This is a genomic window from Burkholderia sp. AU33545 (assembly GCF_020419685.1).
Lineage (GTDB): Bacteria > Pseudomonadota > Gammaproteobacteria > Burkholderiales > Burkholderiaceae > Burkholderia > Burkholderia diffusa.
The window spans coordinates 134,232-147,941 of record NZ_JAIZRQ010000007.1 but is presented as its reverse complement, the minus strand read 5'-3'; the positions used below and the strand labels follow the sequence as shown (position 1 = coordinate 147,941).

At 64.4% G+C, this 13,710-nt stretch carries 5 protein-coding genes and 1 pseudogene; 3 read left to right on the top strand and 3 right to left on the bottom strand.

Features of this window, described 5'->3' with window-relative positions:
• Window positions 1-2: 2 nt before the first annotated feature.
• On the bottom strand, window positions 3-2,426 hold the full coding sequence (locus LGM71_RS23520) for an ATP-binding protein (RefSeq protein ID WP_226116623.1): 2,424 nt from the start codon (window positions 2,424-2,426) through the stop codon (window positions 3-5).
• Window positions 2,427-2,775: 349 nt separating this feature from the next.
• Here LGM71_RS23520 and LGM71_RS23515 point away from each other — a divergent pair, with 349 nt between their 5' ends.
• Window positions 2,776-3,453 (top strand): response regulator transcription factor, encoded by a 678-nt coding sequence (locus tag LGM71_RS23515; RefSeq protein ID WP_319000400.1) that lies wholly within the window; start codon window positions 2,776-2,778, stop codon window positions 3,451-3,453.
• A gap of 208 nt (window positions 3,454-3,661) precedes the next feature.
• Window positions 3,662-4,554 (top strand): annotated as a pseudogene (locus LGM71_RS23510) (transposase).
• Between the two features lie 177 nt (window positions 4,555-4,731).
• On the opposite strand, the gene LGM71_RS23505 reads toward LGM71_RS23510, so the two are convergent.
• Together LGM71_RS23505 and LGM71_RS23500 are read right to left on the bottom strand one after the other, a co-directional pair.
• Window positions 4,732-7,077: a sensor histidine kinase gene (locus LGM71_RS23505; RefSeq protein WP_226117056.1), complete on the bottom strand. Its 2,346-nt coding sequence runs from the start codon at window positions 7,075-7,077 to the stop codon at window positions 4,732-4,734.
• Window positions 7,070-7,903, bottom strand: coding sequence for a response regulator (locus tag LGM71_RS23500; protein WP_124906360.1), 834 nt, complete (start codon window positions 7,901-7,903; stop codon window positions 7,070-7,072). Before LGM71_RS23500 ends, LGM71_RS23505 begins: the two co-directional genes overlap by 8 nt.
• A 1,479-nt stretch (window positions 7,904-9,382) precedes the next feature.
• On the opposite strand from LGM71_RS23500, the gene LGM71_RS23495 reads away from it, so the two are divergent.
• A complete protein-coding gene (locus tag LGM71_RS23495) occupies window positions 9,383-13,696 on the top strand; it encodes a YadA-like family protein (protein ID WP_226116622.1) in 4,314 nt (1,437 codons plus the stop codon).
• Window positions 13,697-13,710: the final 14 nt, after the last annotated feature.

Sequence of the window (13,710 nt, the reverse complement as noted above, 5' to 3'; positions counted from 1 at the left end):
GCTTATGTGCGCGTGCTGCAGGGCCTGGATTGGCCTGAATCCGGCGTAGCCGTCTCGATGCGATGCTGGCGTAACAAATCATCATGAAGCGGACCGACATTGCCAGGAATCGCGTCGGACACGGCCTCCAGCATGCGCTCGAGCTCGGCTGCCAGGTTACTCGTCCCCGCATGCCCGGCAATCGCGGCTGCCCCTTTGATTCTATGCGCCATATAGCGCGCCTTGTCAGCATCGCCGGCCGAGAGCGCGGTGCTCAGAGCCACCAGATCCGCGTCGATACTTCGACGGTAGATCTCTGAGAATTCCCGACCTGCTATTGGTGTTGGTTCGACAGGCGGCTGGTGCCTGTCAAGCTTGCTTGCCGGGCACCAAAGATCGATCATCTGCCGCAACGCTTCGAGCCGCAGCGGCTTGCCGAGCACCCCATCCATTCCACTGTCGAAGCAGCGCTCACGATGCGCATCTTCCGTCGACGCCGAGATCGCGATAATCGGTGTGCGCGCCTGTCCGCGTTGCTGCTCGCTGGCGCGCATGCGCTGTGCGACCGTGTAGCCGTCGACGTCCGGCAGGTCGCAATCGAGCAGCACCATGTCGTACTGAGTGCGCTCGAACCGATCGAGCGCTTGCGCGCCGTTGCCGGCGATGGCCGAACGGCACGCGAGCGCATCAAGTTGATGCTGGATCGCATGTTGAACCGCTTCGTGATCGTCGACGATGAGGACCATCGGACCTTCGTCGACTCGCTGGGAAGCCGGCGTATCGGTCGTGTCGGGTTCACGTGAAGGCGCCTCCGGCACGACCGCATTCCGGCCGGCTACCCATCGGGTACGTTGCGCAGGCAGGATCACGGTGAAGATTGTGCCTTTGTCTGGGCTACTGCTGACGGTAATCACTCCGTTCATGAGCTCAACCAGTTCGCGGCAGATCGACAGGCCCAGGCCGCTGCCGTTCACGCGACGGCTGCCCGGCTCCTCGACGCGCTGATAGGGCTCGAAGATGTGGCTCTGACGCGCGGGCGGAATGCCGATCCCGGTATCGCGGACTTCGATCACAAGTGAACCGGGAGTGTTCGGCTTACCTTCCAGATAGTCGACACGCAGCGAGACTGATCCCTCCGACGTAAACTTGATTGCATTGACGAGCAGATTCAACACGATCTGCCGCGTGCGGACCGGATCGATCAGCAGGGTCAAATCGGCTGGGCAGGCGAGTTCGAGCGCAAGGTCCAGCCCTTTCTCGTCGACCCTCCAGCGCACCATGTCGGCGCTGCGGCGCAACCACGCCTCAATTTGCGTTGGTTCGGGCGCGAGTGTGACGTTGTGCGATTCGAGTCGCGAGTATTCGAGCACGTCATCGAGCAGCGTCAGCAGCGATTCCGAGGCGGCAACGGCTGCATCCGCTCGACCTGCCTGTTTCGGCGTGAGCTGCGACTGCTGCAGCAGCTCGAGCGACGAAAGGATCGTGTGCATCGGCGTGCGGATCTCGTGGCTCACGAACGCGAGGAACATTGCCTTTTCGCGCTCGCTGCGAACCGCAGCGGCGCGTGCGCGCCACGAAAGGAACGCGATTGCTGCTAGCGCGAACACGGTGGCGCCGGCTGCTGTAACCTGCCAGCGTCGGTAGTAAAGGATTGAGCGCAGAGTCGGCTCGCCGTAGTCAGTCGACTCCATCCATTGGCGTGAAATCTCCTCGCCCGTGCGAGCGGGAATCGCAGCCAACGATTTATCGAGAATGGATGCGAGCAGGGGCATGTCGCTGCGGGTTGCCAGGGCCAGCGCATATGGCCGGTCCGGCAGGCCGCCCGCCAGGAACAGCCGACCCAGGAACTGTCGGCGTAGCAGCGGCATGATTGATATGTCCGTGCCGAGGGCGACATCCGCATTTCCGTCGACGACGGCAGTGAGCGCATCCTGTTCGTCGTCATAGGTCAGCAGCGTCACGGGCAGGCCGCTCTGGCGAATCGCATATTCCAGCCCGCCGTTGCCCTTGATCGCGATTCGTTTGCCGGCCAGATTGCGGGAATCGACGAACAGATTCAGGTGTTCCGGCGCAACCACGAACATCGTGCCGACGAAGTACGGTTGGCTGACAGTGACGCCGGCGCGATACATCGACACATCTGCGCTTTTCGATACGTCGGGCACCACATCGATCTTTCCGGAGATCAGGGCGTCATGCGAGTCCGCCCATGACAGGCCGTCGACGTACTCAAAGCGCAATCCGCTCACGCGCGAAATCGCATCGAGGTACGACGGCACGATGCCAACTACTTTCCCGTGGTCGCGAAATTCGAACGGGCGCCAGTGTGGATCGATTGTGGTGCGCACCACCGGATGCGCGGCAATCCACGCCTTCTCTTCAGCTGTGAATTGCGGCGAATTGTTTGCCCATCCGAACGTGGGCGTCAGCCAGACGATTGCGCTCATTAGCACGGCACATCGTTTCAAACTCAGCTTGCTCACGTTGTTCAACCAGATTGTTGGCCGGTCTGCCGTGGACGGTCCTCAGACGAGTATCGGACGCCGAGATGGCCGCAGGTAAAACCGAAAAACGAGACCGACATCATAGGTCGCGCGATGCGGAAACGCAATGCGGCACTGCGATCGCAGGACCTGCACATTGAGTCACCAGGGTTAAAAATTGCCCCAAAAGCCGGTAAGCTACTCGAAATAATCATGAATGGCATCCCGCGACAATATCGGGGCTAGCCGTTTCGCGCCGTATACAACAACGATAGGGGTAACTATGAGGCCTGGGCACCAGCCGATCCGCGTCGTGATTCTGGACGACCATGCCATCGTCCAACTCGGGATTGCAAATTACTTGACCGAGATGAGCTCCATCAAACTGGTAGCGAGCTTCGGCAAGTCGCGCGACCTGATTCGCTGGCTCGAAGCGAACCGCGCCGATGTGGTGCTACTCGACTACACGCTTGGTCCCGACGAGATCGACGGCCTCGATCTCGTCAAGCTCATCAATACGCGATTCCCCGATTGTCGGATGCTGATGATGTCGAGCAACGACACGTCGGCAACCGTCAACATGACGATGCGCGCAGGTGCGCTCGGTTTTTTCGGCAAGAGCGAGGATCTCGGTGAGCTCGCACGCGCGATCCGCGTCGTGGCAAGTGGTCACTCATTTCTAAGCGCCGAACTCTCGAACCGGATCAGGTGGGGCATGACGACAGATTCGCGTGGGGCCGAACCGAGGGACGCTAGCGGTGACGATAAACCGTCGCCCGATTCTTGTTCGGCGGCGGACTTGCTGCTCAGCCCGCGCGAGCATGAAGTGTTGCGGTGCTTTCTTGCTGGTATGTCCGTTTCGGAGATCGCGTCGAAATTCTTCCGAAGCCCCAAGACGATCAGCGCGCAAAAGCAATCCGCATATCGCAAACTCGGTATCCGCAACGATGCCGAATTGTTCGCGTCCCGCAAGTTGATCGAGAAACACTGAATCAACTCCGGTCATCCCCGTGGTCGAATATCGTTGCACACATGCGCGTGGTGGAGGAGTTGGACAGGTGACTGCGCTGCACACCTCAATGCCTGTTCTGGCGACACTATCCGGTTGCTTCCATAAATTTTCTTCGACATGACCTGAGCCGTTTCTTGTAACCATCAGCAAGTGAGTTCTCTTTTATCGTAGACGCAATGAGAACTCGATGAAGAAGCGATTTACTGACGAGCAGATCATCCGAATCTTGCGCGAGTCCGAGAGCCGGGACGAGCCGGTGGAGGATCTGTGCAAGCGCCACAACATCTGGGAACAGATGTTCTATTGTTGGCGCAACAAGTTCGGCGGCATGGATGTGGCCGACGCCCGTCGGCTCAAGGATCTGGAATCGGAGAACGAGCGGCTCAAGCGCCTGATTGCCGAGCAATTGCTGGTCATCGACGGCCTGAAGGAATTCAGCCGAAAAAAAATGAGCACCCCAACGGGCCGGCGCGAAGCGCTGGAAGTCCTGACTCGGCGGGGCCTCTCGTAACGCAAGGCATGTGGTTATCTGGGGTTGAGCCGCCGGGTGGCCACCTATACGCTCAAGCAACCGGAGAAAGATCGGAGCTAGGGCGAGCAACTGATGGCGGCCGCGCAGGAAGCGCCGCGCTTCGGCTACCGGCGCATGTCGGCTTGGCTGGCGCTGGGAGAGTCGCGCGTGCGGCGAATGTGGCGAGCCTTGCAGCTCAACATTCCGCGGCGGCGGCCTCGCCGTCGTCGTTGTGGCAACGATATTCGCCTGCCCGGTGCGACACAACCGAATTCGGTCTGGAGCTACGACTTCGTGCACCGACCAACTGGTCGATGGGCGAGCGTTGAAGATGCTTTGCGTGATCGATGAATATACCCGCGAGTGCCTGGCGATCGAAGTCGGTGCCAGCCTGCGGTCGCAGGATGTCATCCTGACGCAGCCGTGCCGCTGCAAAGGTGCTCGTCGAACGCTGGCGACAGTTCTACAACGAGCGCCGGCCGCATAGTGTGCATCGCTACCAACCGCCCGCCACGGTCCGTCGAGCCTGGCTGGATTCCGATCATATCGACGCGAGACTCACTGCCTGATTGGTCACAAAATTCCGCCTCAGGTCATGGCGCCGCCGCGTCGAATCCGTGGCGCGAGCTCGACTGACCGGCGATGCCGGGCCAATTCGGGCACGCGCGGTTCGGGCCGATCGTCGGCGGCGTCGAACGGCGGTCGAACGGTGGCCCCGCCGGACCCGGAGCGGGCGCATTGCCGCGCTACCGGGTCGGCCCGGCCGTATCCGTCTCGGCGTCGAACGATGCCTCCGCGATACGCGCGCGTTTCAGCGAGCCGGCGAGCTTCTCGATCGCATGCAGATCGAGTGCGTCGAGGTGCTCGCGCGTCGCCTGCGCGAAGGCCGCATGGTCCGGCTCGTCCGCAAACCGGCCGAGCCATTCCTCGATATCGGTGAGCCGGCCCTCGCCGGCGAGCCGGATCAGTTCGTCGAGCGCATCGTCGGACGGGCCGCGCAGGACGGGGGCGGCGGTCTCGGGTCCGGCATCGCTCGCCGGCCGAAACCGCCGGACGAGCCACGACACCGGCACGAGCGCGTGCCCGACGGCCGGCGCGACGACCGGGAACGAGAACGACGTGCCGACGCCGGGCTGGCTGGTAACGGCCAGCTCGCCGCCCATCGCGCCGACGATACGCTGTGCGATGAACAGCCCGAGCCCCGTGCCGCCGTTCACGGCCTGCACCTGCTGGTACGCGCGGAAGATGTCGCGCATCCCGGCGATGTCGATTCCGATCCCCGTATCGGCGACCTCGAACACGAGGCGCCATGTATCGCCTTCCCGCGACGCGCGAACCGACAGCGTGACCGTGCCGTCGCGCGTGAACTTCGATGCGTTGGACAGCAGGTTGAGCAGCACCTGCTGCAGCCGGATGCCGTCGATCGACAGCTTGCGCGGCAGCGGCGTCAGCGGCCGATAGTCGAACCGGTTGCCCTGTTGCGAACACAGCGCGACCGCATAGTCGCCGATATCGTTCAGCAGGCCGGGCAGGTCGGTCACGTCGGGGGAAATGCCGAGCGGCTGCAGTTCGGCCTTCGTGAACGTGAGCAATTCGTCGATCAGCGCGAGCTGGTAGCGGATGCTGCGGTCGATCGACCGGATCAGCCGCGCCTGGCTGCGCGTCGCGCTTTGCAGCAACAGCTTCGCGTAGCCGTTGATCGTGGACAGTGGCGCGCGCAGGTCGTGACTGACATAGCCGAGCGTCTCGATCTTCTGCTGCATGTGCGTTCTCGCCTGCTGCAGCGCGTCGTTGAGCGCGACCGTGCGTTTCGCCACTTCATCGCGCAGTCGATCCTGTTCGGTGAGTTGCCAGTGCTCGAGCCGCTTGCGCGCGTCGGTGCGCTGGCGGCCCACGTGGTCGATCCATGCGGCCAGCACCAGCAGATGCGTGGCGAGCCCGATGATCGCGATGACGGGGTTCGGATAGAGGTCGGATTTCAGCCAGAACAGCCAGGCCGGCATCGCGTTCATGCCGTCGAGCATCCGGAGCAGGATGTTGAAGGTGGCGAACGTGACGGCGATCAGCATCACGCGGCTCGTCGGCGTGCGGCGGATCACGAGCATCAGCGCGAGGCTGATGTTCACGATCCCCATCGCCGTGTTCAGCCGCAGGCAGAACCACGTGAACGTCAGCAGGTCGCCGAACGCCGCGCCGGCCATGCCGACGCATTCGAGCGCGAGGAACGCAACGTAGACCGCGCGCATCGGCATGCCGGCCTTCTCGCGGTGCGCGACCATCAGGATGAAGACGATGAAGCACGCGACCGACAGATACGCGAAGATCACCTCGCCCCGCGCCGACCACGCGTAGGCGCCGGGCCACAGATACATCGCGGTATAGCCGCGGTACGTCGCTTCGAACAGCGTCGTGCCCAGGGCCAGCACCGCCAGCACGACGAACATGCCGCTGCGCGAAAAGAAACCGATCAGCAGTGCACACCATACGAGTGCGAGCAGCCCGCCGAAGAAGCCGAAGTTCCACATTGCGGCGTGAAGTTCCTGCGCGTCCCACGCGTCGCGGGTGAACGCGGCCGGCGCGAGCCTCATTTCCTTGCGCGACGTGACGCGGATCAACACGGGCAGTCGTTCGCCCGCGCGCAGCGTCATGTCGAGCACCGGATATCGGGAAGCCGCACGGTTCGCGTTGCCGTTATCCGCCGGGAATCGGGCGGCGAGCGTCCACGCGCCGTCGCGATCGACATAAAAGTCTGCTTGGTCGACGCGTGCGTCGCGAATCGCGAGCACCAGCGCGCGCTCGACGCTGTCGCGATTGGCCAGCGTTGCGCCCACCCACCACGCCGAGCGGGAAAACTCGATGTTGAAAGATGGTTGCGCTGCCGCGGGCGCGCCGCGTGCCGAACCTTCGAGCCGCGCGGCCACCTCGCCGACGGACATCGCCGCGCCCGCATCCTCGACTATCGATACCGCTTCCAGGCGCGCGGTCTGGCCGGATGGTTCTGTCGCGTCGGCGCGGGGCGCCGCGCACGCGGCCACCAGCGCCACCAGGAGCGGCAGGACGGCGAGCCAGCCGGACGCGCGGCGCCTATGCATCGCGCTGGTGTTCATGCGACGGCGGCGGCGCGTCGACCGTCGGTCGCTGGCGCCGCCAGTCGGACGGCGTGATGCCGAAGCGTTCGCGAAACGCCGTGGCGAAATTGCCTGGCGTCGAAAAGCCGATCTCCTCGGCGATGTCGCCGATCCCCATCGACGTCTCCGCGAGAAAGTGCTTCGCCGCGCGCAGTCGCGTATCGCGCAGATATTCGAACACGGTCTGGCCAAGGTGATCGCGGAACACGCGAGACAGGCGCTTTTCGTGCGTGCCGACCTGCCGAGCGAGTTCGTCGAGCGCCGGCGGATTGCGCAGTTCGCGCAGCAGGATCTCGCTCGCCGCGCGCACCAGCGCGGCGTCGGGGTGATCGGGCAGTTCGGGCAGGTGCGCAAACGGCTGGCTGCGCCGCGTGCGCTTCAGGTGATTGCGGATTCGGGCGATCACCTCGGCCGGTTCGAACGGTTTCACGATGTAGTCGAGCGCGCCGGTTTCGAGCCCGGCGATCCGATCCTCGAGATCGCCCGCGGCGGTCAGGATGATGACGGGAATGTTCTGCGTCGATGGCGTGGACCCCAGCAGCCGGCATGCGGCGAAACCGTCCATGCGCGGCATCCGCACATCCATCAGGATCAGGTCGGGTGCGATGGCCTGCGCGCGGTGATAGGCCTGCAGGCCGTCGAATGCGACGCTGATCCGGCACCGCGCGGCGCGCAGGATTTCCGTCAGGAGCCGCAGGTCGTTCGGGCGGTCGTCTACGACGAGAATGTGTGCGCCAACGAGATCCGGCGTGGCGCGGGGCGACGCCGAACTGGACGAGCGGGATGACATGGTTGCTAAAGCTTAGGGGTAGGCCGGGGCGGACTCGCTGCATCTGTGTGCGCGATTGTTGCGAAAAATTATATGCCGACAAAGATGCCGGCGGTGGGGATTCCGTCCACCGCGTGTGGGCATGTTTGACAGCGCGACGGTCTGTCGTGATCGCCGCAGCCGGGGGCGGAAAATCGGATGGAAAAAAATTCCGATTTCGATATTAAATACTGGATTTTATTACCGATTGAATGGCATGAACATCGAATTGGCCCAGTAGATGAATTGGTGCTCTTTCTGTCGAGAAGATGGCCGGAACGGTGGTGGATCGAGTTCATCAATTCATAGTCTCCGTGATTAAGGTTTTATTTGTGGCTGATTAAAAATACTTTCACATATATCCGTTTGGCTGCATCGGATCGTATGAATGTAAATAACGTCAGCTCCAGAAAACAATTTGTCCGCTGCGGAAAAGGTTTGATCCAAGGAAGCCCTGCACACTTGGCAGTACGCGGCTGGAATCGGTTCTTCTGCATGACCCGGTTCTGCGCGAAATTTTCTGCTACTGCCATTTTTCCGGGAATGCTGCATTCAATGTGACATTGAATGCTGGCAATCCCAGTTTTCGGGACGACGGCGGTGCAACGAAGGTCGGCACGAGGGTAATGCGGGCTTCATCGTTCATCGAATGCGCCGATATGAAAAATGATCGATGAATCATGAAGCAGATGCGAGTTTGGCACATCAGGCGACAAAAAATCGTCAAAGAAAGTCAGTAAGTTAATTCAGTGCAGGGGTCATCCGGCAGTCATCTTCCATTCTGGAAATCCGGAATGGAAGATGCGCGCCAGGATGGAAAGTGTGGGTGGGTTCGCGTCGATCGCCGGGTGGTTCGATCCTCCGGGAGGCGGTTGCGCGAAACCCACTCTCGAATCAGGCGGGCGCGAAAAAACATGAACATCAAAAGCATGGCAGATCAAAGCACCGGTTCTCGCGAACCGTTGTCGGCTGTCAGCGGCCGCGGGCCGGCGGCGCATGCATCTGCTCCGGGGGCCACGTGGGGGCATCCTCCCCCCGAATGACACTGCGCGGGCCGCGCGCCGGTTCGGCGCGGCATCCGTCCATCCGGCGTCTGAACGACGCCCTCTCATGAGATTCGAGGTCGCCTGAGGTCCGGCGCGACGGCGTGCGCACGCGTTCTTTCGCGGTGTGGCGCGCCGCGCGCCGCCGCGCGCCGCCCCGGTCCGGTGGCCCGGTTTCCATGATTCGATAAACCGCGAGCGTTGTCGTGCCTCGTGTCGTCCGGACACGGGCCGCGTACGGTCGCGTGCTCGCGACGTGCGTCGCGTGTGTCGTGCAGAGCCATCCGGCATTGAAGTTAGAAGTCCGAAGTAGGTTGCGGCGCGTCGCGAGGCGGGTGAAAACGGAGACGGAGACAGTCTTCGCCCGGCCGCGTTCGCTGTTGCGTCATCCAGCACATGTGAACCGAGGGAAAACAAGATGAACAAGTCGTTCAAGTCGATCTGGAACGAAGCACTGGGCGCCTGGGTCGCGGCGTCGGAGCTCGACCGCGCGCGCGGCAAGCGGGTTGCGTCGTCGAGAAGCGCGTGCACGCATGCGGCGGACGCGGGCACCGTCGCGGGCATCGCGACGAAGCCGGTGCTCTCGCCCAGGCGGCTCGTCGTGATGATGGCGGCCGCGTATCTCGGGCTGTTCCAGACCGGTGCGCATGCGCAGTATTCGGCGGGCGGCGGCTCCGCGACCGGCGGTGCCAGTTCGATCGCGATCGGTAACGGCTCGGTCGCGTCGCAGGTGAATTCGACCGCATACGGCAACCTGTCGACGGCGGCGGGCGTGTCGTCCACGGCGATCGGGCCGGGCGCACACGCGATGGGCAGCGGATCGACGGCCATCGGCATCAATGCGCAGGCAACCGGCGTCAACAGCGCGTCGATGGGCGTGCAGGCGATCGGATCCGGCGACTATTCGGTCGCGATCGGCAATCTCTCGAGCGCGACCCAAAGCGGCGGGGTGGCGATCGGCAGCGGCGCGGCCGCGACCGGCGTGGCGGCGGTCGGGCTCGGCAACAATGCGCTGGCGTCCGGCCAGTATGCGGCCGCGCTCGGTCTCGGGGCGAGCGCGGCGGGGGCGCAAAGCGTCTCGCTCGGCTATGCGTCGAATGCAACCAATACGGGCTCGGTTGCGCTCGGCAATCAGTCGACGAGTTCGGGCGCGGCCGGTGTTGCGGTGGGCAGCGGCGCGATGGCTTCCGGAAACTCGGCCGTGGCGATGGGCGTCAACAGTGGCGCGAAGGGCGGCTCGTCGATCGCGATCGGCTGGGGCGGCACTGCCGGCGTGCCCGGCTCGGGCACGCAGTCGCTCGGCACCAGTTCGATCGCAATGGGCTCGAAAACGACGGCCGGCGCCGACAACGCGATTGCGTTCGGCCTGAGCGCCAATGCGTCGGGCCTCAGTTCGGTCGCGATGGGCGTTCAGTCGAGCGCGACGCAGCAATTCGGCGTGGCGCTGGGCAATCTCGCGCTCGCAACCGGCATATCGGCGACGGCGCTGGGCCCCGGCGCGACGGCATCGGCCGTCAATGCGACGGCGATCGGCATCAACAGTGTCGCGGCGGCGGGTTCCACCCTGGCCCTGGGCGACAGCAATTCGGTTGCCGCCGCGGCGGGTGCGGGCTCGATCGCCGGCGGGAACAACTCGAAGGTGCTGGGCGGTATCGGTGCGGTGGCACTCGGGTTGGGCCAGACCGTGAGCGGCAACGGCGCGGTGGCAATCGGCGATCCGAGCTCCGCGATCGGCACCGGCGCGGTCACGATGGGGTCGAACAACACCGCGAACGGCGACGGCGCGGTGGCGATCGGCAATACGAACAATGCGCAGGGCACCGGCTCGATCGCGCTCGGCAATACGTCGACCGCGGCGGCAGCGGGCGCGGTGGCGTTCGGCGCGTCGGCGGTGGCGAACAATACGAACGACGTCGCGCTCGGCTCCGGGTCGGTGACGGCCGCGCCGAATCCCACCTCGACCGGCACCATCGGCGGCGTCACGTATACCTTCAACGGCGTCAATCCGACCAGCGTGGTCAGCGTCGGCGCGGTGGGCAGCGAGCGCCAGATCACCAACGTCGCCGCGGGGCGGATCAGTTCGACGAGCACCGACGCGATCAACGGCTCGCAGCTCGCCGCGACGAACGAGGCGGTGACGTCGCTGTCGACGTCGACGCTGTCCAGCATCACGTCGTTATCGACCGGGGTGTCGTCGCTATCGACGGGGCTGTCGTCGGCGAACAGTTCGATCACGTCGCTGTCCACGTCCACGTCGACGGGGATCAGTTCGCTGTCTACGGGCCTGAGCTCAACCAACAGCTCGGTGACGTCGTTGTCGACGTCCACGTCCACCGGCCTGTCGTCGGCCAATAGCGCGATCACGTCACTGTCGACGTCGACGTCGACGGGGATCAGCTCGTTGTCTACGGGCCTGAGCTCGACCAACAGCGCCGTGATGTCGTTGTCGACGTCCACCTCTACCGGCCTGTCATCGGCCAATAGCGCGATCACGTCGCTGTCGACGTCGACGTCGACGGGGATCAGCTCGTTGTCTACGGGCCTGAGCTCGACCAACAGCGCCGTGACGTCGTTGTCGACGTCCACCTCTACCGGCCTGTCGTCGGCCAATAGCGCGATCACGTCGTTGTCCACGTCGACGTCGACGGGGATCAGCTCGTTGTCGACGGGCCTGAGTTCGACGAACAGCACGGTGACGTCGCTGTCTACCTCAACGTCGACGGGGATCAGCTCGCTGTCGACCGGCCTGAGCTCGACGAACAGCACGGTGACGTCGCTGTCTACCTCAACGTCGACGGGCATCAGCTCGTTGTCGACCGGCCTGAGCTCGACGAACAGCACGATCACGTCGTTGTCGACGTCCGCGTCGACCGCCGTCGGCTCGCTGTCGACCGGCCTGTCCAGCACCAACAGCAACCTGACGTCGCTGTCGACCGCGACGTCGACGGGCATCAGTTCGCTGTCGACCGGCCTCAGTTCGATCGCATCGAACAACGGCAACCTCGGCAACAGCACGGCTGGCGCGCTCGGCGGCGGCGCGACCTACAACCCCACGACCGGCACGATCTCGGCGCCTTCCTACGTGACCTACAACAGTGACGGCTCGACGACGGTCAACAACAACGTCGGCTCGGCGATCGACAACATCAACGCGAACGGCATCAAGTATTTCCACGCGAACTCGACCGCACCGGACAGCCAGGCGCTCGGCGTCGACAGCGTGGCGATCGGGCCGAATGCGATCTCGCGGGTGGACGGCGGCATCGCGCTCGGCTCGGGTTCGGTGTCCGATCGTCCGATCGTGCAGTCGTCCGGGTTCCTGCGCAACGGCAGCGCGTCGATTCCGTTCGATACGACCGACGAGAAGCTGCTCGGCGCGGTGTCGCTCGGCGATGCGACGGGCAAGTCCTATCGCCAGATCACCAATGTCGCGGACGGCACGGGGCAACACGATGCAGTAACGGTGCGGCAACTGACCGGCGCGTTGCAGTCGTTCGCGGTCACGCCCCAGAAGTACTTCCACGCGAATTCGACTGCGGCGGATTCGCTCGCGGTCGGCGCGGAATCGGTCGCGGTGGGGCCGACGACGGTCGTGAACGGCGATAACGGCGTGGGCATCGGCAACGGCGCGATCGTCGACCAGACGGCTCCCGGTGGCATCGCGATCGGGCAGGCCGCGAGTTCCGCGCAAGCCGACGCGATCGCGCTCGGCAGCGGCGCGACGGCGACCGGCGCACAGTCCGTCGCGCAGGGCGCCAATGCGGTCGCGGTCAGCGTGGGCAGCGTCGCGCTCGGTTCCGGCGCGCGCAGCACCGCGACCGATGCGCTCGCGCTCGGGGCCGGCGCGTCGTCGACGTTCGCGAACAGCGTCGCGCTCGGCGCGGGTTCGCTGACGACGGTCGGCGCACTGACGAACTACATCGCGTACGGCCTGACCAGCCCGCAATCGTCGGCAGGCGAAGTGAACGTCGGCAACCGGCAGATCACCGGCCTTGCGGCAGGCAAGAACGGCACGGACGCGGTGAACGTGTCGCAGCTCGACTCGGTCGCGAATCAGCTGACGACGCTGATCGACCAGCGCACGGCGAACGGCTCGTATTCGACGAATCCGACCGGCACGAAGATCGATCCGGTGACGGTCGGCTCGAATTCGTCGGCGGGCGGCTCGGGCTCGGTGGCATCGGGCTCGAACAGCACGGCGGTCGGCAACGCGTCGACGGCGTCCGGCAACGGTTCGACCGCGCTCGGTGTCGGCGCGACCTCGTCGGGCAACAACTCGGCCGCGATCGGCGCCGGCAGCAACGACGGCGGCCGGTCGAACGTGGTCGCGGTCGGCTCGGCGGATTCGCCGCGGCAGGTCGCCAACGTCGCGGCGGGCACGCAGGGCACCGACGCGGTGAACGTCAATCAGCTGAATGCCGTGTCGAACCAGTTCACGCAGTCGCTGAACACGGTCAACAACCAACTCACACAGATGCAGCAGCAGATCCAGCAGACCGACTCGATGGCGCGCGAGGGGATCGCCGCAACGGCCGCGATGGCGTCGATCCCGCACATGGACCGCGATTCGAACTTCGCGATGGGGGTCGGCACGGCGACGTTCCAGGGCCAGAAGGCCATGGCGGTCGGCATGCAGGCGCGCATCACGGAGAACCTGAAGGCGACGCTGAACGGCGGTTTCGCCGGCAGCCAGCGCGTCGTCGGCGCCGGCATGTTGTATCAGTGGAAGTGATCGAGCGCGCATCG

Excerpts from the sequence above, each read along its gene's own strand:
- LGM71_RS23520 (WP_226116623.1), bottom strand. The coding sequence starts at position 2,426 with ATGAGCGCAATCGTCTGGCTGACGCCCACGTTCGGATGGGCAAACAAT.
- LGM71_RS23505 (WP_226117056.1), bottom strand. The coding sequence starts at position 7,077 with ATGCATAGGCGCCGCGCGTCCGGCTGGCTCGCCGTCCTGCCGCTCCTG.
- LGM71_RS23500 (WP_124906360.1), bottom strand. The coding sequence starts at position 7,903 with ATGTCATCCCGCTCGTCCAGTTCGGCGTCGCCCCGCGCCACGCCGGAT.
- LGM71_RS23495 (WP_226116622.1), top strand. The coding sequence starts at position 9,383 with ATGAACAAGTCGTTCAAGTCGATCTGGAACGAAGCACTGGGCGCCTGG.